At 60.3% G+C, this 21,719-nt stretch carries 24 protein-coding genes and 1 pseudogene; 16 read left to right on the top strand and 9 right to left on the bottom strand.

Annotated features, from left to right (window positions below; all coding sequences use genetic code 11):
- The coding region (locus tag BN2476_RS49490; protein WP_328590278.1) for a hypothetical protein at positions 1–533 on the top strand (533 nt) is incomplete at its 5' end.
- A gap of 187 nt (positions 534–720) precedes the next feature.
- Here the strand turns inward: BN2476_RS49490 and BN2476_RS06015 are convergent.
- Positions 721–1,038, bottom strand: a complete 318-nt coding sequence (locus BN2476_RS06015) for a DUF4148 domain-containing protein (RefSeq protein ID WP_087733248.1) — start codon at positions 1,036–1,038, stop codon at positions 721–723.
- Positions 1,039–1,356: 318 nt separating this feature from the next.
- On the opposite strand from BN2476_RS06015, the gene BN2476_RS06010 reads away from it, so the two are divergent.
- The gene (locus tag BN2476_RS06010) at positions 1,357–2,118 is read left to right on the top strand and encodes a DUF3047 domain-containing protein (protein ID WP_087733247.1); all 762 of its coding nucleotides are present in this window, start codon (positions 1,357–1,359) and stop codon (positions 2,116–2,118) included.
- A gap of 94 nt (positions 2,119–2,212) precedes the next feature.
- On the opposite strand, the gene BN2476_RS46395 is transcribed toward BN2476_RS06010, so the two are convergent.
- Complete coding sequence (locus BN2476_RS46395) at positions 2,213–2,350, bottom strand: hypothetical protein (protein WP_160111678.1); 138 nt, start codon at positions 2,348–2,350, stop codon at positions 2,213–2,215.
- An 813-nt stretch (positions 2,351–3,163) separates the two neighbouring features.
- Between BN2476_RS46395 and BN2476_RS06000 the strand changes: the two genes are divergently transcribed.
- Complete coding sequence (locus tag BN2476_RS06000) at positions 3,164–3,814, top strand: SEL1-like repeat protein (protein ID WP_235850728.1); 651 nt, start codon at positions 3,164–3,166, stop codon at positions 3,812–3,814.
- A gap of 296 nt (positions 3,815–4,110) precedes the next feature.
- Here BN2476_RS06000 and BN2476_RS05995 read toward each other — a convergent pair whose 3' ends face one another.
- The 4 genes from BN2476_RS05995 to BN2476_RS45360 all read right to left on the bottom strand — a co-directional run bounded on the left by BN2476_RS05995 (position 4,111) and on the right by BN2476_RS45360 (position 6,390).
- Positions 4,111–4,344, bottom strand: a complete 234-nt coding sequence (locus BN2476_RS05995) for a hypothetical protein (RefSeq protein WP_087733256.1) — start codon at positions 4,342–4,344, stop codon at positions 4,111–4,113.
- 757 nt (positions 4,345–5,101) lie between these two features.
- On the bottom strand, positions 5,102–5,305 hold the full coding sequence (locus tag BN2476_RS05990; RefSeq protein WP_087733245.1) for a hypothetical protein: 204 nt from the start codon (positions 5,303–5,305) through the stop codon (positions 5,102–5,104).
- 210 nt (positions 5,306–5,515) lie between these two features.
- Positions 5,516–5,818: a hypothetical protein gene (locus BN2476_RS05985; protein ID WP_087733244.1), complete on the bottom strand. Its 303-nt coding sequence runs from the start codon at positions 5,816–5,818 to the stop codon at positions 5,516–5,518.
- 332 nt (positions 5,819–6,150) lie between these two features.
- Positions 6,151–6,390, bottom strand: coding sequence for a hypothetical protein (locus BN2476_RS45360; protein WP_143810910.1), 240 nt, complete (start codon positions 6,388–6,390; stop codon positions 6,151–6,153).
- A 643-nt stretch (positions 6,391–7,033) separates the two neighbouring features.
- On the opposite strand from BN2476_RS45360, the gene BN2476_RS05980 reads away from it, so the two are divergent.
- The 10 genes and pseudogenes from BN2476_RS05980 (at position 7,034) to BN2476_RS05945 (ending at position 12,725) form a co-directional block, all read left to right on the top strand.
- Positions 7,034–8,119, top strand: coding sequence for a hypothetical protein (locus BN2476_RS05980; RefSeq protein WP_143810909.1), 1,086 nt, complete (start codon positions 7,034–7,036; stop codon positions 8,117–8,119).
- A gap of 128 nt (positions 8,120–8,247) precedes the next feature.
- The gene (locus BN2476_RS05975; protein ID WP_235850727.1) at positions 8,248–8,748 is read left to right on the top strand and encodes an SET domain-containing protein; all 501 of its coding nucleotides are present in this window, start codon (positions 8,248–8,250) and stop codon (positions 8,746–8,748) included.
- Positions 8,691–9,002, top strand: coding sequence for a DUF3331 domain-containing protein (locus BN2476_RS47565; protein WP_175607931.1), 312 nt, complete (start codon positions 8,691–8,693; stop codon positions 9,000–9,002). Before BN2476_RS05975 ends, BN2476_RS47565 begins: the two co-directional genes overlap by 58 nt.
- A 552-nt stretch (positions 9,003–9,554) precedes the next feature.
- Positions 9,555–10,049 (top strand): hypothetical protein, encoded by a 495-nt coding sequence (locus BN2476_RS05965; protein WP_087733241.1) that lies wholly within the window; start codon positions 9,555–9,557, stop codon positions 10,047–10,049.
- On the top strand, positions 10,036–10,353 hold the full coding sequence (locus tag BN2476_RS46390; protein ID WP_160111677.1) for a hypothetical protein: 318 nt from the start codon (positions 10,036–10,038) through the stop codon (positions 10,351–10,353). Before BN2476_RS05965 ends, BN2476_RS46390 begins: the two co-directional genes overlap by 14 nt.
- Positions 10,268–10,903, top strand: coding sequence for an ATP-dependent DNA ligase (locus BN2476_RS05960; protein WP_235850726.1), 636 nt, complete (start codon positions 10,268–10,270; stop codon positions 10,901–10,903). Before BN2476_RS46390 ends, BN2476_RS05960 begins: the two co-directional genes overlap by 86 nt.
- Positions 10,854–11,147, top strand: coding sequence for an ATP dependent DNA ligase (locus BN2476_RS48010; RefSeq protein ID WP_235850725.1), 294 nt, complete (start codon positions 10,854–10,856; stop codon positions 11,145–11,147). Before BN2476_RS05960 ends, BN2476_RS48010 begins: the two co-directional genes overlap by 50 nt.
- A 110-nt stretch (positions 11,148–11,257) precedes the next feature.
- Positions 11,258–11,758: a hypothetical protein gene (locus tag BN2476_RS05955; protein WP_087733240.1), complete on the top strand. Its 501-nt coding sequence runs from the start codon at positions 11,258–11,260 to the stop codon at positions 11,756–11,758.
- A 231-nt stretch (positions 11,759–11,989) separates the two neighbouring features.
- Positions 11,990–12,268 (top strand): annotated as a pseudogene (infA, locus tag BN2476_RS05950) (translation initiation factor IF-1).
- Positions 12,258–12,725, top strand: coding sequence for an LPS-assembly lipoprotein LptE (locus tag BN2476_RS05945; RefSeq protein WP_087733239.1), 468 nt, complete (start codon positions 12,258–12,260; stop codon positions 12,723–12,725). Before infA ends, BN2476_RS05945 begins: the two are co-directional and overlap by 11 nt.
- Positions 12,726–13,220: 495 nt before the next feature.
- Here the strand turns inward: BN2476_RS05945 and BN2476_RS47630 are convergent, their stop codons facing one another.
- Entirely contained in the window at positions 13,221–13,889 is a 669-nt protein-coding gene (locus BN2476_RS47630) for an H-NS family nucleoid-associated regulatory protein (protein ID WP_087733238.1), read from the bottom strand.
- Positions 13,890–14,647: 758 nt separating this feature from the next.
- Here BN2476_RS47630 and BN2476_RS05935 point away from each other — a divergent pair.
- The 3 genes from BN2476_RS05935 (at position 14,648) to BN2476_RS45355 (ending at position 16,985) form a co-directional block, all read left to right on the top strand.
- The gene (locus tag BN2476_RS05935) at positions 14,648–16,021 is read left to right on the top strand and encodes a hypothetical protein (protein WP_087733255.1); all 1,374 of its coding nucleotides are present in this window, start codon (positions 14,648–14,650) and stop codon (positions 16,019–16,021) included.
- A 331-nt stretch (positions 16,022–16,352) separates the two neighbouring features.
- Entirely contained in the window at positions 16,353–16,556 is a 204-nt protein-coding gene (locus BN2476_RS05930) for a cold-shock protein (protein ID WP_087733237.1), read from the top strand.
- Positions 16,557–16,799: 243 nt separating this feature from the next.
- Positions 16,800–16,985: a hypothetical protein gene (locus BN2476_RS45355; RefSeq protein WP_143810908.1), complete on the top strand. Its 186-nt coding sequence runs from the start codon at positions 16,800–16,802 to the stop codon at positions 16,983–16,985.
- A 746-nt stretch (positions 16,986–17,731) separates the two neighbouring features.
- On the opposite strand, the gene BN2476_RS05925 is transcribed toward BN2476_RS45355, so the two are convergent.
- Both BN2476_RS05925 and BN2476_RS05920 read right to left on the bottom strand, forming a co-directional pair.
- Positions 17,732–17,935 carry a hypothetical protein gene (locus tag BN2476_RS05925; protein ID WP_087733236.1) on the bottom strand — a complete coding sequence of 68 codons (204 nt, stop codon included), beginning with the start codon at positions 17,933–17,935 and terminating at the stop codon, positions 17,732–17,734.
- Positions 17,936–18,256: 321 nt separating this feature from the next.
- Positions 18,257–21,718 carry an ATP-binding protein gene (locus BN2476_RS05920; protein WP_087733235.1) on the bottom strand — a complete coding sequence of 1,154 codons (3,462 nt, stop codon included), beginning with the start codon at positions 21,716–21,718 and terminating at the stop codon, positions 18,257–18,259.
- Between the last annotated feature and the right edge of the window lies 1 nt (position 21,719).

The following is a 21,719-nucleotide window of genomic DNA, read 5'->3' as shown; positions in this document are numbered from 1 at the left end:
TCTTACTGCGACAGAACCGGACACGCATGGACACGAAAAGACTACGTTCCCTCTTTTCTTTCCACTCCCGCGGTGCGATTCGCGCGCGGCGCGCATTTCGTTTTTTCAGCGAAACGCATCCAGGCGCACCGGCTGCCTGCCAAGCATCGCTCCCTAAACTGAACGGCAACATCGATGCGGCCGAAGCGGGCGACGGCGTGGTCGACGCGGCCGCGAACATCGTGGTCGCCACGGACGTCGGCGCGGACAAAGACGGCGTCGGCACCGAATTCGCGAAGCTCGGCTTCCAGCGCCTTGCCTTCGGCTTCACGACGGCCGGAAATGAGCAGTCGGCGTCCTGCGGAGCCTGCGTCCGACCAATCGCTCGCCACGTCCAGGCCGGCCAAATCCGCTCACATGCAAACGGGGAGATGTTTCCGGGAGCTACCCCCAAGGAAGATCTCCCGTCCGGTTTCGCGAACCACGACGGTTCTGAGGTTGCTTCGTCGACGATGGGAAGGGCGCCAGGGCCCTCCGCGTCGCGAGCAACCTGACTCGTCCAGAGCTCGAGGTCTCCCCGACTCCTGGAAATCCTCACCTTTTGCTGGGCTGATAGGGGACCGCACCAAAGCGGGGGCTCTACGCCGCGATATTGTGAGCGCTATTGTTGGCCGCGAGCGGTATGAAGCCACCGGCCGCACGCGAAGAGCTACGGCAAGACGCCCTTCGAATCGAATCGCATTACTGACTTGCGCCCTGTCCAATACCGGCTTTCTTCTGTGCGTTCTGTAGATCCTGCGGATAGTTCTGGTCATTTGCTCGACCAGGCTGATAGCCCGCGTCTTCGAGCTTCTTCAATTCGGCGTTCTTCTTCGCGCGAGCTTCCTTGCGGGCTTGTTTGCGTTGCTCTTTAGTCGGCTTAGCCGCGGACGCGACGGCGCCCGTTGCGGCAGCATTAGTTCCGCTAGCAGCGTCGTTTTGTGCAAACGCTGGCCCAACTGCGCCGATACCTAGCGAGGCTGAGGCGAAGAGGACGATCAGCTTTCTGGCGATGGACATTTGCTTTCTCCTGTTCACAGTCAGTCGGACGCATTGAAAAGAGTCGGTGACCGGTGGGGTTTTGCAACCCGAAAAGCGGCCTTCCAAGTGAACCCAATTTACACGAGATGCAAGGGTCGCGCCTTGAAGGATTGCCGAGCAGGACAGCATTGCTCGTTGCATGCAGGAATGAGGGCCAGAAGTAAAGTTGCCACCAGCGTCGCTGCACGGGCGATCCTGTGACGCCGGTCGCGCCGCAGACAAGTCAAACTGTGTGCTTCTGGACTGCCCGGCTGCTCCCACTACAATGCAGACTAGCCAATCCAGACACCACCATCCATGGGCTTACTCTCGATCGCGCGTGACTGGAAACGACCAGCCCGGATCGCCGTTTGCGCCGCGCTCCTGCTGTCGCCGCTGGTCACTCTTGCACAGGACGAAAAACCGGGTATCGCCTTTTCCATGATCGCGCCCGGTGCATCTCTGCCCCCGGGATGGAAGAACCTGCCAGTCGTGCACGGCAAGCCGATGACGCAATACACCCTCGCTCACGACGGCCAGACCACTGTCCTTCAGGCAGACGCGAACCGTTCCGCTTCCGCCCTGATGCATGAAGGCAATATCGATCTGGCCCAAACACCGGTTATTGCATGGCGCTGGAAAGCAGAAAAACCGATCGAGGGCGCCGACAACCGCGACGGTTCGAAGGAAGATGCGCCCGCGCGACTGGTGTTCGCATTTGACGGCGACAAAAGCAGGCTGTCGCTTTTCGACCGGGCAAGCATGGAAGTGGCGAAGCGCCTGGGTGGCCAGGACCTGCCCTATGCCACGCTGATGTATATCTGGTCGACCAGCGCCGCGCCAGGCAGCGTCATTGCCAATCCCCACACTAGCCGCGTACAGATGATCGTCGTCTCTGGTCAGCCCGGCGATGCAGGCCAGTGGCAAAGCCTACGTCGCAACATCGTGCAGGACTATGAGAAGGTCTTTCACGAACCGCCCGGCAGGATCACTGGCTACGGCCTGCTGACCGATACCGACAACACCGGCACCACGACACGCGCCTGGTACGGAGACATCCAGTTCCTGCCTGGGCCATGACAAGGTGACGCCGCGCAACGAAGCTCCAGGAGAACGCGGAGCGCGCAGCAGCCGTCGGATGACGGCTTGGGCAGAGGCGCGATAGCCCCCTGCGTCAGCTACGCGGCGTCGCACGATTGGCCAGCGCGCGCCGGTACTGGTCGTTGTCGACCAGCAGGTGGTCGATCCGCTCCCGCAACTGCCGGTTCTGCGTACGCAGTGCGTTGGCCTCGGACGCCGCCTGCAGCCGCACAGCATCGTTCTGCGCCTTGAGGAATTTTTGGTACCGGCCAGCTGCTCCGCCGCGCGCGCCAGCGCCCCGCTGTCGCGCCCGGACGCCGCGATCGTCTCACGCAGGTCGGCGAGCATCGCATTGACATGTTCACCGGCGAGATCGAGCGCGGCCTGCGCCTGACCGAGTTCCCGTCGCAATTCAGCCATCTCCTGCTCGAGCCGGCGGATGCGCGCGTGTGCATCCTCGAGGGCCGCCGACGTGCGCTGCAGCTGCTGCGTATCCGCGCTCACCGGTTCTGGTTCACCGTGGGTCGCAGCCAGCATTGCATGCAGTGGCACGAGCGCCTCGCGCAGCATCGGCGCGAGCCACGCGCGAACCTGCGCTGCGTCGAACGGCACGACTGCGTTGGCCCCACCGTCGCCGCTCTCCCCTGTCGAAGTGTAAGCCGTACGCCGTGTGAGCGCGGTTGGCCGCCGGCATCAGTGGGGCAGCTTCAACAGCCGCCTCAACCGCACCGCGCTCCAGGGACTGCGTGCGCAGCACTGCCGACTGGATAGTCGGGGTACTTGGCCGCCGGGTGACACCGGCCTGCGGCGCGACGTCGCGCAACAGCCGCCCGTAGGTGGTCGCACCCTAGACACGGCCCGTTGTGGTCCGCACTGCCGCGACCATCGCGTCCAGGCAGCGCGCATATTAAACACTACCGCTTAGTGTCGAAACTGCGCCCAAGCGCAGTTCAAGCCTGTTTCTGACATCCGCGTATCTAGCCCCGCCCTGGGATGACGCTCAAATCCGCATGGTTGCAATTCGCAAAAGGTGAGCTAGAATCAGGTGCATTTCTTCACCAACGGATTGCTCACCATGCAAATGGAAAGCTGGGTTGGAACAATCGAGCGTGAATGGCATCAGTTGCGTCGCGCCGACCCCGCACTCGATGTTGAAAAGTTCTCCCGTCACGTCATTGCGGCAAACAAGACTGGATTCCTGTCACCCGAGTCGCTCGCCGCGATCGCAAACGCGCTTCTCACCAGCACGTTAAGCCACGCGCCGTATCTGGGCCGCTGGTTACTGGAGCGCATTGGCGCGAACCGCCATCCAGCCTGGCGAATGGCAATGGCCATTTCGCTGGTTACGCCAACGGGAGGGGAGGCGGACTTTGAACGAGGTAACGCGATTCTCGAAGATGTGATGAAGGATGAGACCGCGGACGGTCGTCTGCGCGGCATGGCCGCCGCCGCGCTGGCCGACAGCGCACGGCTCGGACGGGGCATGCAGGTTGATGTGAGCCGCGCGCGCTCGCTCTATGAGGAGGCCATTGAACTGGGGCACAAAGCGTCTGCACACAATCTCGGACTCTTCTGGGAGGGCGTGTGGGGCGCAGAAGACAAGAGCGTTATCCCGGACCACTCAAAGGCGATGCAGAGCTATCGACGCGGTGGAGATGACATACGTTGCCAACGCCGCCTGGAAGCGCTGCGTTGAAGCTGCCCGATCCGCCCGCCTGTCAAGCGGGTGAAAGAGCTGAGAGGTGTCCGTATGTCGCCGGAGCTCCAGGCCGCTTTCATGGCGACCCGAACAGAGCCATTAGCGGCGCGATAGCTGTAGTTGCAATGCTCTCCACGGCGCAGGCGCGGGGGTCCCTTCGCGAACTCCTGGCGCGAAGCCATACGTTGCTGTCGAAGTTGGCCAATCAGATTGCAGTGCGGGCCTTTCGATCGATGTACCGGTCGGCTCTACAATGGAACGCCCCGATAAGGACCATGCGAGCGCGACTTGCATCAATGGTTGGCGACATCCAGCACTCGACGGATTGTCCCGTCATGGATAAAGGCAATGTTACGGAGAAGCGACTCTCCGTCCTCCGTGATGCGAGGGCGAACTGCGCCGCCCGCAAGTCGCTCCAATGCAACAAGCTGGCGTTCAACCAACGTGCCAAGTTCTTGCCGGTCGGCAATGTGATCGGCGGAGTCCTTGACCAGCATTAATGTTGCAAATTCGTGGGCGCTCAGCACGGGCTGCTCCTGATGCAAAGAACGAAACGCTGCTCGTCAGCTTTTGCGTTGACGGGCGTTCCGTGACTACCCACTCACCGTGGGCTTACTACCGAGGGCGGCAAGCTTAACGTCGAAATGTGACAGCATGAGGACGGCCTTTTTGACGCTGAAGGCCGACGGCGGACGACGCATAGCCGGATGATCGCCTGACTCTCTCGTCGGGCGTTCTTGATGTAAACCGCCCCGATTCGCTCAGGCATCGATCATCACGAGCACATCATGTTCGATGGCCGAAGCGCAACTCGATACGGTGCCGCATTGGAACCGATGGGGGCCACATAGCCCTCCGGATCGCGTTGCTGAGTGTTCTCCGCTCACTCAGCTCGCAAAGGTAATTCAACACGCTTCGCGGCGTTTGACGACAAATTCCGCAAAGAATGCCTTGACGGGCACTGTCGAGTCGATCCGATAACCGAGATCCCTCTACCACGATTTTCGATCGCGCTCGCATAAGGCAGCGTTTGCGGGATTCTGAGAGGCACAAGGCCAGCTTGTCCACTCTGACGGCCCCGACCACGGGCCGTCGCGAATGCCTTGGCGGCAAGGTGCTCGCGTTCGCATCAGGCAGCGCTGTTTGAGAGAGACCAATGCAGCCGCGAACACCTTGACGAGGTCTACACGATTACCCTGTTCAGGGCCGATCGCTCAAAGCATAAAACCCTGCCGAAGCAGTCTGCCGAAGCAGGGTTCTGATACTTCGCGCCAAGGCAGTGTCCTATTGCGCCGCCTTCTTGTGCGTCACGTGGTGACTCACTTTATGCATGTGCTTCGTCGTCTTGTGTGCAGGCGCCGGCGTCGTGGCGGCCGTGGCCGGAGCCGTAGCGGTGGCTGCCGGTGCGGTCGCAGCAGGTGCGGAAGCCTGGGCGAACGCGACAGCAGCAAACAGCGATGTAATCAAGGCGGCAGCAAGCTTCTTCATTGGAGTCTCCAGTGGGGGGAAGGCGACGAATCATTGCGTCGTCCGCCGTCAAAACGAATCAGGCTTGGTTTCGTTGACGTCAGGGAACCGGATTGTTTTGGGAACCAGCCACACGCCTTTCATGAAACGACGCGACCTGGAGCGCCGGGCGGCGCCTTCCTTGATACCGGGTCGCTCGCGCTGTCAAGCCGCGCAACAACCGTGGACACGTTATCCGTTCTCCGCATCGCCGAGCGCTTCGATGGCATCGACGAGGTCCGTCAGGTCTTCAATTTCATCGAGCGCACAGATGGCCGTGTCGAGGTTGTCGATGGACGCTTCCGCATTTTGCCCGGGCTCGCCGGATCGCCTGTTTGCGGACATGTTGTCGAAAGCTTCCTGTTCGTCGTCACGTACGGCTTCCAGTTCGCTCCGGATGCTCTCGGCTTCCGCCTTCAGCTCTTCGACCTTGACTTTCAGCGCTTCGAGGCGTTGCCTCTGCGCATGGATGATCTTTCGCCGCCTGTCGTTCATGTCAGATCACCACACGATAGCGGAAGGGGTTGTCCAGTAACGCGCGGGGTGAAGGAACCCGCTTGCTCAAAAATCTCCATGATAGTTTCGATCGTGTCGTCGAAGCTTACCGTCACCGCACCCCGTCCTGGCGCCTCGCCGGGCAAGTGCTGACCTTCGCTTTGCTTTCTCCCGCGGCCCAGCCTTAAGCCTCGGCGATCGACTCTTGCAGAACTGGTCAAATTTGCGAAGGCACACGCGATGCAACTATATGCGTAAGTATGCTTGTGGAGAAAATTGGACTCGTCCGTCCTGGCTCGGATTCACCGTGGTCCCTTTTCGAGAGTCGGGATTTACTTGACGGCAGCGCTAGTGGCCTGCACTGCAATTGAAGCAATCTCCATCACCCGCTTTAAGGCATCGCGTTCAGATAGCCCAGCATCAAGGAATGGTTTGATGTTGACGTGTTGTGGCGGTACTGCCGGTCCGGCTGGTGGTCGACTGACCGCTATCGATGCCTCCGCCGTCGCGGCGATAAGCGTTACTACTATCAGATTGCCGTCGACGAAATTTTGCTCATTGGGTGCACCCATCAGTTTGTCTCCGCGCTGACGAACGGAGTTTCAGTATGCCAGACCGACAACGGTTTTCAGGAACACCGGGCACACGAAAAAAGAATCATTTGCGAAGTCAGCCGGATCGTCATCAATGTGGCCATGGGTCCAATGTCTTGGAACTGGCCGGTGGTCGCTGCATAGATCAGAGCATCTCGAAACGTGGGGAGTGACGGTGTCCCCGCGCTTCGCCCGAAGTGACATCTTTAATTCCCGTCGGGCAACCTCCGAATAATCATTGACAGCGATCCGGGCACTGCTGTTCAGCGAATTGACGTGTTGATTGTCGCAACTTTGACATCTTGAATGCGCTCTACGGCAATGCGCCGCATCTAGCGCCGGTCGCAAAGATGTACCATCCGACATGCCTGTCGACGATAAAAGCTTGATCTCGACAACCGACGACCGCAAACGCGAGCGTTATCGCGCAACTTATCGCGCAACAACGGCAGTCGCGTGCGAGAAGCTCACGGTATCCGGGCGAAGCCCGCAAGGTGAATTTGCGCGAGAGCGTGTGACATGGTCCCCGGCAATGGGCGGAGCCACTTCCCCGTACTCGGTTGGCTTTTCAGCGGCGTCGACTGTGCTAAATTGTCCCGCTCGACGTCGCGAGGGATAGCTTGTGAACTGGATGACCCGCCTGTTAAAAAGTGCGCGAACGGAGCCGGAGGCACCCAAGCCATTGAGTGAAGCCGCTGTTCACGGTATGCAAGAGACAGCGGCAACGACCGCGTTGATGCGGGCTATGGAATCGACCGTGCACCAGCGTCATTCCGACGGGCTGGTGACCCATCGGCGCCTCACAGCCGAATTGGCGACACATCATTCAAAAGCCGCACTCTTCGCAACCTGGCGCCGCCAGATTTTCGAGCAGAGGGAGTTACTAAGGGCGCTAGAGCTGGAGGCCGAGCTGATGGCCTATCTCCTCGATCGTTATGCAATGGTGGACGGCCGCTACTATCGCACCCTGAGTGCATTTGAGCGGACCGAACTGCTCAGAACGGAGCTGCCCGGGGAATCAGCCGGGGTTGCTTGCGACAGGCAAGAGCCGGCGGTGCCGCTGGACCTTCCCGGCAGCTCGTTGCGGACCGACTCCCAAGCCGCCCAAGCAGTCAATCTGAGCACTGAGGAGCTTGAACGGGCGAACACGCAGTTGGCTCAGCAATGTGCCGCTGTAAAAGCCGGCATACAAGCGGACGAAAGCGCGGAGGAACTCGAGCGGGAAATTACTGCGCTTCAGCACTCGGTCGAATTGAAGCAGTCGGAGACCCAGGCGCTGAAGTCGATGTTCCTCAAGTATGGTGCTGTGCGCGGTGTGCTGCTCAGCAAGATGTCCGAGCGGGAAAGCCGAGACGTCTTTTTGAAAGGCGCGCGGGACCTGGCGCGGGCGAAGCTGGACCAGGCGCGCGTGGCGGAGCATGAGGTGCAGGCGAAATCGTTGGAACCAGCAGGGAGTGAATTAGCACCCGCAGTGCGCGAAAACGGCAAGGCGTCGTCGAGGGACATGATTGAAGGCAAGCCCGTCGATAGCCTGTTTGCTGGCTGGAGCGACGCGCACCGGCGAGTCTCGCTGCAGCAGGTGGCGGACAAGCTAGGCATCAAGCGTCGCGCAGCCAAGAAAATTCTCCAGAACGCGGTTCAGCGGGGAGTACTCGTCGCGCTGCCAAATGGCTGGTACGAGGTCGCTTCTCGCCAGCCGCCCACCTAGGTCTTATTCTCAACCCGGCAGCCCGTTCGTGCGATAAACACATCGCCGACGAAATGACTGCGGTGCGGGCTCCTTTCTTTAGCATCTGGTCCGAGGTGACCAAGCTTTACCGAGCCATTAGTTGATACATGCGGTCTGATAAATCCTCAGTTTCCCGATTCGTTGTGCAACCTTCGCCAGTGCACGGACAGGGTGTCTTTGCCAATCAGGATATCGGACGAGCCGAGCTGATTGCCGAGTACAAGGGCGCACGCGTCCCCTGGCAACACGTCGTGCAACGCGCCTCCAGTTATGGCAAGACCCCTGGCCACACTTTCCTGTTTGATATCGGTGATGGGACGGTTATTGACGGAGCGCGCGGAGGCAGCAGCGTCCGCTGGATGAATCATGGTTGTGAGCCGAACTGCAAGGCTTATATCTCCGACGGACGCGTGTTCATTTACGCTCTGGGAGATATCAAACGCGGTGAAGAACTGACGATCAATTACGGGCTCGTCGTCGACGGACCACAAACCAATGAACTTCGAAACTGTATCGGTGCCGATGTGGCTCGCCCAACTGCCGCGGCGCCATGCTCGCTGAGACCAGCCGGTCGAAGCAGGCAGGCAGCGATACGTCGAGCGGTTTGAAGCCGCCCGAAGTTCGTGTACTGGAACGCCCGAGCGCGACGACGATTATCGTTGCATGGTGTGAAGCGGGTCGCTGCCACTATGGCGAACAGGTCTGGATTCTGAAAAAGGCCGTTCGCGACGGGTACTGCGCACTGTCTTATGTTCCGGTGAAAGCCGGCGACCGTGTGTTTGTGCCGCGCGGAGCACCGCCACCCCTCAATCATGACGCCTGTATCTCGCAAAACGCCGTGCCTGGTTTGCCGATTGGCTAACCGGCTTGCCGCAAGCTGGTGCGACGGTCAGGTCGAGGCCGGCGGAAGCAATTGCTGCATGGCTACCCTGATATCCGGCACGTCGTTGAGCGCCACAGCCACCCTGCGAGATCGGCGAAGCTCGTTCATCGTGCAGGTATTGAGCGGCGAGCACACACTGGCACGCACGTTGCGTTGGTATGGGTAAAAGGCGCTGTGCGTGTGGATGCGCCTTCACACAGGACCGAGAGGACAAGATGAACAATACCGGAGAGCAATCCTTACGTTTCGTAGTGGAAAAATGGCTTGGTTTCAACCCTCGCAAGACCGCAAGAATCACCGCGTTTAGCCGTACGGTCTCGGGCGGAAGGCGCTATGTGTGCGTTGAGACTACGCACGACAGTGAGCAACTCGCACTCTTTTTCTTTCGTCACGGCGACGGCTGCTGGAGGGTGTTTCCCCCCGCTCCGACCATCCCGCAGATGACTTTGGAGCGATCGACCGCGTAGCATTAATGCGATGCATCGCCTCGTTGCAATAGTCGGTTAAGGGCGTAGCTCATCGAGGTGGATCATGGACACTGATCCGTTTATTCGCCGCGCGGTTCAGCAGGCAGCAGACAATCGTCTCGTGCTGAATGCACTGCAAGCGGCGCTGCGGACGCTCCAGCAATATTGTGGCATTACCTGCCGCGCAGAGGGCGAGGTGTTTCCGCTCGACTTCGAGGCGGAGATTCGCCTTGTGTCGCGTGCCGTCGAACTTGTGAAGAGCGGCGTCGTTTCCGTGCCGCCACCGCCCGGGCTCGAAAAGACCATCGACCTCGACGAGGACGAGCAGCCAGGCGACGAAGCCAGGGTTCTGCACGCATTGCATGTCGCCCGGTACGTGCTCTCGATACACAGCGGTATGGGAGGCGTGTTCGACGGCGAAGAGCACATTCTCAATTTCAGGCTGCAGACCGATCTGCTGACGGACGCCATGGAGATGATGGGCGTAGACATGTCGAAGCCCCTGCACGCGCCCATACCACGAGGCGACCCACACGAGGACGACGATGATGACGCGTGAACGCGTCGAAGAGCACGTTGCCGCGCTGCTGCAGCGGCATCCCCTCGGCATGACCACCGATCCGAGCGATTGCATCGTCGCATACCGGAGCGGGCACGGCGTCATCTACACGTTCCTCTGCGAAGACGGAAGCGGCCAGGACGACGGGGAATTCGGCCTCGAGGACAAGGTGTGGGAAGAATGGCGCCCGTCGTTCGAACGTTGGCTTGGACGGTGCCATGCGGCTCGTCAGCCGGAACGGATTGGACTGGACAAAGAGAATGCCGCGCCTTCGGGACGCGCTCGGGAAACTGCCAGTCGATAACGCATGGCTCGACGGCGAGGCGGTCGTTCTCGATGAGAATGGACGTCCGGACTTCAACGCGCTTCAGAACGCGTTCGACCGTCGCAGCACAGCAAACGTCACCCTGTTTCTGTTCGATCTGCTCTGGCTCGACGGCATCGAACGCCGCCAGGAACCTCTGCGCACGCGTCGACTGTTGTTGCGCGAGCTGCTCGAAGTCGTCGACTCGCCGCTGATCCGTTTCTCTGAAAATTTCGATGGAGACCCGGAACAGATATTGGCCGCGACGCGGGAAATGAAGCTCGAGGGAATCATCGGCAAGCGCGCAGATGCGCCCTACCACTCGGGCCGCTCGCCGAACTGGATCAAACTCAAATGTCACCCGCAGCAGGAGTTCGTCGTCGGTGGCATCGCGCGCGGGAGTTCTGGCGTCGACTCCCTCCTGCTCGGCGTGTTCGAACAAGGCGGCACGCTTCGCTACGTCGGCTCCATTGCCACCATGTTTCAGAAGCCGGCAGGCCGTGGCATTCCTCGCGCACGCCACGCCACAGGACATCTCGCCATTCCGTAACACACCAAAGCCCGAGCGCAATCGCGAATACCTGTGGCTCAAGCCCGAGATCGTCGTCGAGGTATCATTTCATCAATGGACGCCCCGCGGCGAACTACGGGAAGCAAGATTTCTCGCGCTGCGTCACGACAAGCTGGCGCGCGAGGTGACTGTCGAGCCTGCCATAGACCCCGATCGCTTGTCCTGGGCAAAGGCGCCCGTAGAGACCGTCGGCCGTGTCATGGCTGCTGGTAGCGACCTGTAGTAGCGTATCCGCGTTCACGCTATGAGGTATCGCGTTCTGTCGCCGAGCTTCGCCCCAGTTGGCCGTCACGGCATTTGACTCGATATCGCCAGTTCGAGAACGGAGCAAATTTGGACATCTTCTACTACTGGAAAGACTTCGTATCGGACGTAAACGAAGGGCGTATTGGCACACTTGGAGCTGATACCGACAAGCTGACTGAGCTTCAAGGGCGGCTGCCGCGCAAGGTGTGGACCTTCATAACGCCCAAGGGCATGAAGGGGAAGATCAGGGTTATCGGTTCTATGTGGATTACCGACGAGCGGCCCGCGAACTTCGTGCCAAAGCGGCGGCATAACCTATTCTATGACGCTGGTTCGCCCAGGTCGGTTCTGTTCACGGATTCAGGGAGCCCCGGGAAAATCGAGGAAGTCAGTTCCTATTTGAGCAACCGGTTCAATCAGGCCTTCAGATCCAACTTTCACGGCGAAAAAGGCCTTCTCGCGATGGAAACCGATATCGTCCACGGTCTCGAAAAACTCGTGCGAAACTATGAGACCGTCCAGTTTATGGACGGAATAAAAGAAGCCGCACGGCTGAAAGCAAGCCCTCCAGTCTCGGGCTGCAAGTGAACAGATGCTCCAGGTGTGGTGACGGGTGACCGGGACCGGCACCTGGCGTTTCATCCCGCCGACCATCGTTGTTTTTTGGCCCATGTTGTTCGCGCAAATCGGCTTGCGTCGTACATGCGAAATACGCCGGACAGACACAACTTGCGACATCACCGCGCGCGGAACGGATGCAGTGTTCAGCGGCCTTTGCCGATGCTCCGCATTGACGCGGTATTACGCACACTGGGGGAATTGGCAAAGGAAGAACTGATGTGACCTCAACGGGGTCGTCGAAAGTGCTGCCGGACAGCAAATACCGCGCACGCTCGAGAACGGCGTAGTGGTGAGCGCGTATGCATCGGGCCGCATGCGGAGAATCACATTCGCATCCTTGCCGGTGACCGGGTTACGCTGGAGTCGTCGGTCTACGATCTGTCGAGAGGACGGGTTAACTTCCGGCACGTTCCGGGCAAAATGCGACAATTGAGGCATGCAATATTGCCCGGGATTGAGAATAAGGATGGACAGTAAAAATATTTTGCCTGTGGCGCTAGCCCTGGCGTGCCTGACTCTGACAGCGTGTGGGTGGCTGCGTGAAGGTCCGGACGCATCGGACATCGACAGTGCAGTACGTCGGGCGCTGGATGCGGCTAACAAAGGAGGGCTGAATGCGCTCGCTGGTAATCCGTTGCCGACGGCTGACAGGGTTGCGTTGGTGAAGCCCGATGGTGACTGCGCTGAACAACGGAGCACGGGCGGTAGCCGTGCATTCACCTGCAACGTCAGCATCGTCCTGCGGCCCGATGAGACTGGCGATGAGGGCACGACCCTTCACGCGGAACTACCCTTCGCAAAGGACAGCGGCGGTCGCTGGCAAACCGCCGATATCGACCGCTCGATTGTTGTGGGCACCGCGAAATCGCTGATCGATCAGGCGAGCCACGCGCTCTCCGGACAGGCAGCGTCGAAGCCACGTAATCCTGAATGAAACGCCGACTCCCGGACCAGCGGCGGCGCGTACGGCTCTTCTGGTACGATCGCATCACGGTAGATTCCGCCTGATGCATGGCATTCGTCCCAACCGGGTCGCATCCTGTGCAAGGCAGACCGGAAGGCGTGTCACCAACGCGCGGCTATCGCCGATGCCTCTCCCAGAAGTCGTGCCATGTCAATCGCTGCCACCTGGCGCCGTGACCATGTGCAATGGTCACGGCGGGGTCGACCAGATGAGGGCCCGCTCTCGAGTCGAAGGTCGGCATAACACGAGCCGGGCAGTCTGCCTTGGCCGTTGGCCGATGACCATCGTGGCTCGCCGCTTTATCAAAAGCGCTCGGCGAGCGTCGGCACCGTCTACGGCTCCCTTTGGTCAGGGCGGACCATAGCGGTACCGGTCACGTACAAATAGATGCCATTGAAGGGCACCAAATCAGGCTGCTGGGCGGACGCTGTTGCCGGCGCGAATCGAACTGGCGCGGTGTCTTCGTTAATTCGGCTTCGCCGCGCTTTTTCGCCCTGCTTTCTTTGCCGTGGTGCCGATCAGGAAAGCGTCACGGCTTTTTGCCTGACTGATCCACGCTGGCGGTCGTCCGGCTCCCGACCACGTAGCGCCCGAAACAGGATCCTGATATTTGGGTCTGAGTGAACTACTACCTTTGTTTTTTCCGCCCTTCAGCGCAGTTGTAGCTTTTGCTTTCTGAACCGAAACAGCTGAAGTGTCCTTACTGATCAGAAAGTTGGACCGATCTTTTGCATCCTTAATCCAGGCGGGAGGACGAGCGTGACCACTCCAGGTCGCGCCCGAGACCGGGTCGCGATACTTCGGCGGCAGTTTCCCGGGTTTCCCGTTAGCAGTGGAATGCTTTCCGGCCATTGGAGCCCGTTTAGCTCTACTCCTACTCGCCCCAACAATTTCCTCGATCGTTACGCCCGCAACTTTCATCTGTTTAAGGATTTTCTTGACGGCACCGTCTTGCTTTTTGGCCATCGCATTGGCCTGACTTTTCAACCTGGCAATTTGCCGTTCGATAGCAGCTAAGGTGGCCATGTATTCCCCCTTTTTTATACAGCGCTCCATTGCGCCAGTAGCTGAATTATAGAGCCAGATTCGCGCGGGTGATAAGGGAATGATTGGCGAGATCGAATGTCGTTTCATCGGTTAGCCTACTCAAGTCTTAAATAATGCTAACCGTCGTGAGGATCAGTGTGGATTTGAGGTGACCACTGCGTGTCAGGAAAATCTTCAAACCCGGTGCACGTTTTTTTTCGTGTCTGAATAGAGTCGTCACTTTCGAAGTGTAACGGCATGAACTGCGAAGCGGTTATGTGCAACCATGACGTACGCTACCGCCGCAGCCTTCGTGAGGGATCCTGAAAACGCTCACCTTTCGTTTCGTGCCTGACACCGATCCGCTTTTTCGCCACTGAGGTCTGGCGCGACTCTCCTCCTTGCCGGTCTACAACGGGTTTGCCGCAGATTGGGCTATCCGGTACCATCGGATGCCGTGCGCGCCAGTAGAACAGGCGGCACAACCAGCGCGCGATAAATCCACGCCCCACCCGATGCCCGGAGCGCACAAGGACCAGCCGATGGAGGCCCTGGTGCAAACAGGGGGATCGGAAGATATCGTTGATATAGAAAGGTGTGCTTATCGGGCATGCAGCGCCATCTTTGATGGCCGTGCTTCCGAGGGCGAACTGGCTCTTTCGAATGCGATGCATCGCTGCCACGAGTCGATCGCAGTTGTTTTCACGATCCCGGGCCGCGCAAATCGAGTGTTCAAAGATGTCCCCTGGTACGTTATAGTTGTCCACGGCTGCTTATGTCACCGCTACTGATCCATCAAATGCCGACACAGCCCCGTCTATAATGAAAAGATTCAGCAGACCAACGATTCCATGGAGCCCTACCTTATGAGTCAAGCCCGCGGGCGATATGCGGGATCCCGGGATAGCGGCCAACGTCAACCTCGCCACGAAATAAAATCCCCGCCCAACCGGCAGGGACAACCGTATGTTAAGCCCCCTCCTCGAGACTTCACCCAGACTGCCTCCATTTTCAAAACCCGATCGTTCCAGTTCCTCGTCGATGCGGTGGGCGCAGAGAATATCGCGATAGCACTTGAATCGAACATGACGCGCGTGGCCGAACTGATGAAGGGCGAAAGATTCACGCCCGAGACCGCTTTTCACATGGAAACCACGCTTGGGTTGCCGCATGGTTTTTTTGACCATCCGAATCCCGCGCTCGCGGCCGAGACCATCGCTCGTCTGAAGTCGCCGCTCGACTTCGTTCAAGCGCACGACGGACCCGACGTGGAGTCGGAAGCACCTGAGCCGGCTTCTGCCCTGAACGTCGATCAACAACCATTTCTTAGTTTGTCCGAGGAAGCGCAAATGCCAAGGAAAGCAGCTGGCGGGTCACCCAGAGCCGTCAAGAACAGTAGAAGCGAAATGGCCGGACAGCAGGAACCACCTGCGCCGCTAAAAGCTTCACCGTCGAAACGCAAGACGTCTCCTGAAACGCCCCAACAGCAACCGCTGGCATTAAGCGACAGCGCCGAGATAGAAAGCATCCGGCGCGCCAATCTCCACGTTCTCACGAGTCGCAAGGGATCGAAAGTAACACTGGGTGTGGTCATGGCGATGAGTGGATCCAACATGAACCATCGGCTATACGGCAAGAAACGCATGGACAGCGTCGAGGCAAACCGGTTCACGGAGCGACTTGGTTTGCCAGTTGGCTGGTTGGATACGCCGCGATCCGAAGCCGAGATTCCAGAGTCGGTGTCGCGTAGGCTTACGCCTGCTTCGCGCGGTCGCGTATCCGAACAACACGAGCCGGTTGCGGCCGCAACAAACGATGGCGTGCCAGCGAAGGTCGATGCGAAGGCGCACACGGCGCGCGCACGGGCGGGCGCCCTGGGCGATCCGGAAAGCCCCTCGCCTGTTTCGGTGGATGTCGCAGGGGAGAAAGAGACGACCGTCGTCAGCCCGCAGGATCATGTAAGTGATTTCCGCGACGACCTTGCCGGTCGCTCACCTGAAGAAACTGATGGCGAGGCCGCGGCAGCCACACCGGCAACCCTAGAGTCGTTCCCCGCCTCCGCCGTACCGCACCGAAACCCTGTACCGCGCCCCTTCACTTCCGTAACCAGCCTGGACAATCTTGACGGTATTGAACCGATAGCGGAAGCATTGATCAAGACGCTGGCAGGTAAAGCGCGCACGGGTCGACTGGACGAATTGAAAGCGCTGGAACTTTTGCAGCTAGCGGTCCTATTGTGAGCCGGTGGTAGCGGGCCAAGCCCCCGCGTGCCATGACGCATAAAGCGATAAAAGCGCATCGGGGTGCGCATGGGCCCGGTGCGCGAAAAATAGTTCCATTTCGGATCGACGATCGACGACGGATTCCGTCGCTGAGCCGATGCAGCCGCCGCTGGCCTGAACAACCAGCGCCTGAGCCGGTTCGGGCCACCGGAAAGCAGACCGTGTGCTGTCCGTGGACCTGCTGATTGGCAGGTCTCATCCCGACGTGGTAAAAGTCTTCCGTCGCGGGCGGCCGCTCCGTGCAGTACCGCGTTCGCGAATGCGGTTTTCAACGTTTACAGGTTCAAAAATGGCAACTGGTACTGTGAAATGGTTTAACGATGCGAAGGGCTTTGGTTTCATCACTCCGGACGAAGGCGGCGAAGATCTGTTCGCCCACTTCTCGGAAATCAGGACTGAAGGCTTCAAGTCATTGCAGGAAAACCAGAAAGTAAGCTTTGACGTGAAGATGGGACCGAAGGGCAAGCAGGCCGCAAATATCAAGCCTGTGTAATCGGGACGCACATCATCCTGGCGCGTAACCCGCCCCGCGCGGGTCACATTTCTTATGTTCGGCGTGTCAGGAGTGCGCGAACGAAGTAACAGGCCGTTCACATGCAGCCGCGCAACGAGCGATAAGATCTTCATCGCGATAAATTAAGCGATCAACGCCCGCAGTTCCCGGAGACGGCCGGTTGTTTTTTTATGCGCTGTTGCGCCCAGACTCAAGCCACGATAAATGCCTGGCTCTCTCGCCATGAAAAACAAGGCGCTCAAAGCGATGAAGCGCGCTCAAATTAAATTAACAATCTTCGTGGTGCAACGCACAACACAAGAAAAGGATCGCTGCAATACTGCCCCGAACTTTTCATCAAGGGCGATTGATGAACAGCACACCGTGGCAAAACGGCTTCCTCGCTGGACGTCTGGGCAAACCGCTTGAAGCCTGCCCGTACTGGGGCTTCGAAGTATGGGAGTGGATTTCCGGATACGTTGACGGACGCGCCGTGTCGTCTCCAATAACCGTCGATCGCAAGAATGCGGCGCAGATCCCAAGAATCATTACTGGCCGCACTCTTCAATGAGCTCATGTGGTCGCGGTCGCAGACGCGGGAGGTTTCGACCAGGGGTATTCGTCCTTTTCCAACGCCTGCCCGCACGCGCCGTCGCGCGCTTCCGTGTCCCCAGACATAGGCAGGCGTCGAACAAACCTCAAGACGACCTGCCCGTCAGTTCAGCCTCTTTGATCTACCCTCTCACTTGCTGGCGTAACTTGTCCCGCCAGGGCCGAAAAGCGTCAAGCGCGCCCACAACCCTCGTCGCGGAAATTTCACTATCGTGATCTGAACAGTGTGCGCATTTGACGCGCGACGCAAGACGTGAAGAGCCAAGGCACTCGCGCTCGCATAAGGCAGCGTTTTTGCGGGATTCCGAGTGGGCAAGCGCCTGATTGCCCACTCCGACGGCCCCGCCCACGGGCCGGCCGCGAATGCCTTGGCGACAAGGTGCTCGCGTTTGCATCAGGCAGCGTTGTTTGAGTGAGACCAATGCAGCCACGCCCATCGACTGCCGCGAACACCTTGACGAGGTCTACGTACCGCGATGAACGATTACCGAACTTAGGGCCGATCGCTGAATGCATAAACCCCGCCGAAGCAGGGTTCTGATACTTTACGCCGAGGCCGTGGATTATTGTGCGGCCTTCTTGTGCGTCACATGGTGACTCACTTTATGAATGTGCTTCGTCGACTTGTGTGCAGGCGCAGGCGTCGTGGCGGTCGTGGCCGGAGCCGTAGCCGTGGTTGCTGGTGCGGTCGCCGCGGGTGCGGATGCCTGGGCGAACGCGACAGTAGCAAACAGGGATGTAATCAAGGCGGCAGCAAGGTTCTTCATTCGGAGTCTCCAGTGGTAAGGCGACGATTCATTGCGTCGTCCACTGCCATAACGCGTGGGGATGGGTTTCGTTGACGTCAGGTAAGCGGTTTTGTGAACTTGTTCCGACGCCATTGCACCTTCGACGTCATTGAATCTCCTTGCCTCCGCCCGACCGCCGATACGACCACGCCAGCGGCGATCATGGCCGCGGATCGTCATGCTCATCGGTGCTGTACTTCAACGCGGCTTCCACCACGGGAAGTGGCGATGTCCACCCTGGACCGCAAAAGCGGCACTACTTGCCGGAATATTCGTTGCGTTGCTGGATGGAGAGAACCGCTAACCGAGATATCGCACGTTCGCCGAAGCGCCAAACACCTCGTTGACGATCTCGACCAGGTGATCGTGGTGACTGAGAAAGATCACCTGCATGCGCGTGGCCAGTCCCGCCAACACGCGAAGCCCTGCCTTCGCACGCCTGTCGTCGAAATTGATGAACAGGTCATCGGCAACGAAAGGCAGCGCGGAACCACGCTCGCAATGCAGTTCGAGCGCGGCAAGACGTAACGCCAGATAGAGCTGGTCACGCGTCCCCTCACTCATGCCACCGATCTCCACACGTTTGCCGCCCGCACGCACGGCGGCCAGCGCCAGCGGCTGGCTGTCGTAGTCGACCGAAAGATGTTCGAACGCACCGAGCGTCAGCTCCGAAAAGATTGCGCTCGCGCGCGCCAGCATGGGTCCCTGACGACGCTCGCGATACCGGTCGACGGCCCAGCGCAGCAGGGTGGACGCCGTCTCGACCTTGATGAAGCGTTCGGCCGCTTCGGCCATGGCGGCGAGCGCCTCCTGGCGTTTTGCTTCGGCAATCGCCGCATTCGCGCCGCCCGAGATCGCCGCCAGTTGCGCACGCGCCTCGGCCACCCTGGTCGCCATCTCGGCACGTGCGTTGACCGAGTCCGTCAGCGCGACGCCCACACTCAGCAGGTCGGCCTGGACCGTCTGCAGATCGGTCGCGTCGACTTCCTCGGCGAGTTCTTCGATGCCCAGTCCGTCGCCATCGTTGACGAGACTCCTGTGCGCCTGCCCGATGGCCGCCGCCAGTTCGCGCTTGCGGTCCGAACGCGCGATCAGTGGACGCAGCAGGTCCGGCTTGTCGACGGCGGCAAGTGCATAGAGCGGACGCAGCTGCGCTGTCGCCTCATCCACCTCCGCACGGGCGAGGCGAACGCGCTCCGACACGTCCGCCAGTTCGTTCGTCAGGCGCTGGGATTCGGCCTGCACAGCCCGCGCCGACGACAGACGCCGCGAGAGTTCGATCGAAATGGCTTTCGGGTCCGCTTCGGGCGTCGATATTCCAAACTGGACCGCAAGCCTGCTGGCATTTGCGGAAAAGTCCGCCAGGGCGGCCCGCATCGGATCGATCTGCGCGTTGCGGATGGTTGCGATCTGATCGAGCTGTTCGCGAACCGTTTTGGCGATTCCGAGTGCGGCACCGGTCGCGGCATCCGAATCGGCGACGGCGGACAGTCCCGCTTTCGCGATGGCGGCTGCCCACTGATCCTTCCAGAGACGGTGGGCATCGGTGTGAACGGCCGCTTCTCGACGCAAGGTCGCAACGTCGGCCTGAGCCGCTTCGATCTGCCCGGCGAGCAGGCGCCGCGTCATCGTCGCCTGCCTGCGTTCGCTCACGTAGCTCTCGGCCATCGTGCACAAGTCTTCGAGCGCCGCGGGCAACGGGCCGATCAGCCCCGCCTGGACGAGACAGCCGGAGAGCCGCGCCCGGCACGATTCGACCTCCGCGCGTTCGCGTTCGAGTTCATCCGTGCTCTTTTCGAGTGCTGCGGCGGCCAGCAGCGCGTTTTCGCGGCGCGCGATCCACGAGGCGATATCGTCGAGCGCCATGCCGGCCAGTTCCTGTTCGGATACGAGCGATGCCCAGGCTGCGTCGAAGCGCGCAAGCGCCTCTTCTGCCTCGGCAACGCGCTGGCCATGGCGCAGGGCCGTTTCCTTTGTTTCGAGAACCCGCTGTTTCTGGTTCGACAGTTCCGTCGCTTCCGTGACCGAGCCGACCTGCCGGTCGGACAGATCGTCCGCCGCCGTCACTGCCGCTTCGAATTCGGGCGCGCCGTCCGCCACCGACACCGCGCCATCCCTGATCGCCGCCCAGGCCGCGTCGCGGACCCCGCGCGCGTGCACAACGACCTCACCCGTCACGATCTGATGCGCCTGCTCGAACGCATCGTGTTCGGCAACGGCCAGACGTTCGCCCTCGCGTGCTTCATCGAGTCGGTCGCGTGCGCGCATGAGACGCGAGACGAGATCGTCGCGCTCGGCACGCAACGACGCGACACGTTCCGTCGATGGCAAGGTCATCGACTTCAGCGCTGGCAACGCACGGCTCCATTTGCCGAGCGCCGCAAGACTCGCATCCAGCGTGCGCTGTGCGTCGGCGACGGCGTCCTTCAGCCGGCGCTGCGCCGGGTCGTTTTCCCTATATCGTTGCCCGGAACGCAGTGCGGCCTGGACATCGTCGGGAACTTCCCCGGCCGGCAGGCTCTCCAGCTTACGGCCAAGGTCGTCGATCTCCGCCAGCTTCTTCTGTATCGCCTGCTGTGCGCTGACGACCGACTGCTCGAGCTTGCCGCGGTCGCGCATCAGGCTCTCGACCGTATGCAGCGCGAGCGCCGAGGGCACGCTATTACGCGCCGCCAGTTCGTCCCGGGGCCATTCGAGTTGCGCGCAGGCATCGGCGACCTGACGCACGAGCAACGACACCTGCTGTTCGAGGCGCGCAACGTCCGCCTCGTGGTCGCCGCATCGGTGACGCGTGCTTTCCAGCGCCTCAATTTCGCTCTGGAACGCTAGCGCGGTCTGATCGATGTCCTTGTTGTCGAGCGTGCCTTGCAGTTCGCCCGCGCGCCGCAGATGCACTTCGAGCGCGCTGTCGGCTGCCGCCAGTTTTCTCAACGCGCCTTGCAGCGTGGCGTCGGCATCGTGCGGCAGATCGATCACCTCCCCCAGCGCGCGCAGCTCGGCGGTCTTCTCCCGCCACACGGCGAGATGGTGCGTGACGCGGCGAATGCGCTCCAGGCGGCTGCGTTTCAGTTCCAGCTCGCCATGCTGGCGCTCTGCGGATTGCTTGCCTTCCAGCGCGTCGTCGACCGTCTCCTGCGCAGCCCGCCAGGCGGACGTCCGGACCATTGCAGTTCTCAGTTCGGCGCTCGCGTCATCCAGTTGCTTCAGCCCGACGTAATAAGCGCGCTCGCCTGACTTGCGTTTGCTCCACAGGCGGTCGGCCTCTTCCGCGAGCCGTTCCCGCACGGGACCCAGACTCGAAATGCCTGCCGCCGACTGGAATAGCACCTGCCCCACGTCGCTGGACGCATCAAGAATGCTCTTCCCGCCTTTGATCAGCGACGTGTGATCGAGGCAGAACATCTGTTCGAAGAACGCCTTGTCGGCCTCGCCGAGAAACGGAACGAGCGCTTCGCCCGCGAGCGGTTCGCCCTTCGGCGCGGACAGGGACGCCTTTCTCGCCTTCGACCGATGAAACGCCAGCGACTGATCCGAATGCTCGATCACCGCGCCCAGCCGCAGTTCGCTCTGAGGATGAATGAAATCCAGCGGCGAGCTGTGCGGCATGCCGAACAGCAGTTCGGTGATCGCCGTCTTGATCGTGGACTTGCCGGCTTCGTTGGGTCCGACGAGAAAGTGAAAATCGTGCGACGAGCGGGGAAACGCCACCGCTTCATCGGAGAACTTGCCGTAGCGGATCAGTTCGAGCTTGCCAATGCGCATA

This window comes from Paraburkholderia piptadeniae, assembly GCF_900007165.1.
In the GTDB taxonomy this organism is placed as follows: domain Bacteria; phylum Pseudomonadota; class Gammaproteobacteria; order Burkholderiales; family Burkholderiaceae; genus Paraburkholderia; species Paraburkholderia piptadeniae.
Note: the sequence above shows the minus strand (reverse complement) of the source record. Positions and strands in the feature narration are given on the sequence as shown.

Excerpts from the sequence above, each read along its gene's own strand:
- BN2476_RS06015 (WP_087733248.1), bottom strand. The coding sequence starts at position 1,038 with ATGTCCATCGCCAGAAAGCTGATCGTCCTCTTCGCCTCAGCCTCGCTA.
- BN2476_RS06010 (WP_087733247.1), top strand. The coding sequence starts at position 1,357 with ATGGGCTTACTCTCGATCGCGCGTGACTGGAAACGACCAGCCCGGATC.
- BN2476_RS05990 (WP_087733245.1), bottom strand. The coding sequence starts at position 5,305 with ATGAAGAAGCTTGCTGCCGCCTTGATTACATCGCTGTTTGCTGCTGTC.
- BN2476_RS05985 (WP_087733244.1), bottom strand. The coding sequence starts at position 5,818 with ATGAACGACAGGCGGCGAAAGATCATCCATGCGCAGAGGCAACGCCTC.
- BN2476_RS45360 (WP_143810910.1), bottom strand. The coding sequence starts at position 6,390 with ATGGGTGCACCCAATGAGCAAAATTTCGTCGACGGCAATCTGATAGTA.
- BN2476_RS05975 (WP_235850727.1), top strand. The coding sequence starts at position 8,248 with ATGCGGTCTGATAAATCCTCAGTTTCCCGATTCGTTGTGCAACCTTCG.
- BN2476_RS47565 (WP_175607931.1), top strand. The coding sequence starts at position 8,691 with ATGCTCGCTGAGACCAGCCGGTCGAAGCAGGCAGGCAGCGATACGTCG.
- BN2476_RS05965 (WP_087733241.1), top strand. The coding sequence starts at position 9,555 with ATGGACACTGATCCGTTTATTCGCCGCGCGGTTCAGCAGGCAGCAGAC.
- BN2476_RS46390 (WP_160111677.1), top strand. The coding sequence starts at position 10,036 with ATGATGACGCGTGAACGCGTCGAAGAGCACGTTGCCGCGCTGCTGCAG.
- BN2476_RS05960 (WP_235850726.1), top strand. The coding sequence starts at position 10,268 with ATGCGGCTCGTCAGCCGGAACGGATTGGACTGGACAAAGAGAATGCCG.
- BN2476_RS05945 (WP_087733239.1), top strand. The coding sequence starts at position 12,258 with ATGGACAGTAAAAATATTTTGCCTGTGGCGCTAGCCCTGGCGTGCCTG.
- BN2476_RS47630 (WP_087733238.1), bottom strand. The coding sequence starts at position 13,889 with ATGAAACGACATTCGATCTCGCCAATCATTCCCTTATCACCCGCGCGA.
- BN2476_RS05935 (WP_087733255.1), top strand. The coding sequence starts at position 14,648 with ATGAGTCAAGCCCGCGGGCGATATGCGGGATCCCGGGATAGCGGCCAA.
- BN2476_RS05930 (WP_087733237.1), top strand. The coding sequence starts at position 16,353 with ATGGCAACTGGTACTGTGAAATGGTTTAACGATGCGAAGGGCTTTGGT.
- BN2476_RS45355 (WP_143810908.1), top strand. The coding sequence starts at position 16,800 with ATGAAAAACAAGGCGCTCAAAGCGATGAAGCGCGCTCAAATTAAATTA.
- BN2476_RS05925 (WP_087733236.1), bottom strand. The coding sequence starts at position 17,935 with ATGAAGAACCTTGCTGCCGCCTTGATTACATCCCTGTTTGCTACTGTC.
- BN2476_RS05920 (WP_087733235.1), bottom strand. The coding sequence starts at position 21,718 with ATGCGCATTGGCAAGCTCGAACTGATCCGCTACGGCAAGTTCTCCGAT.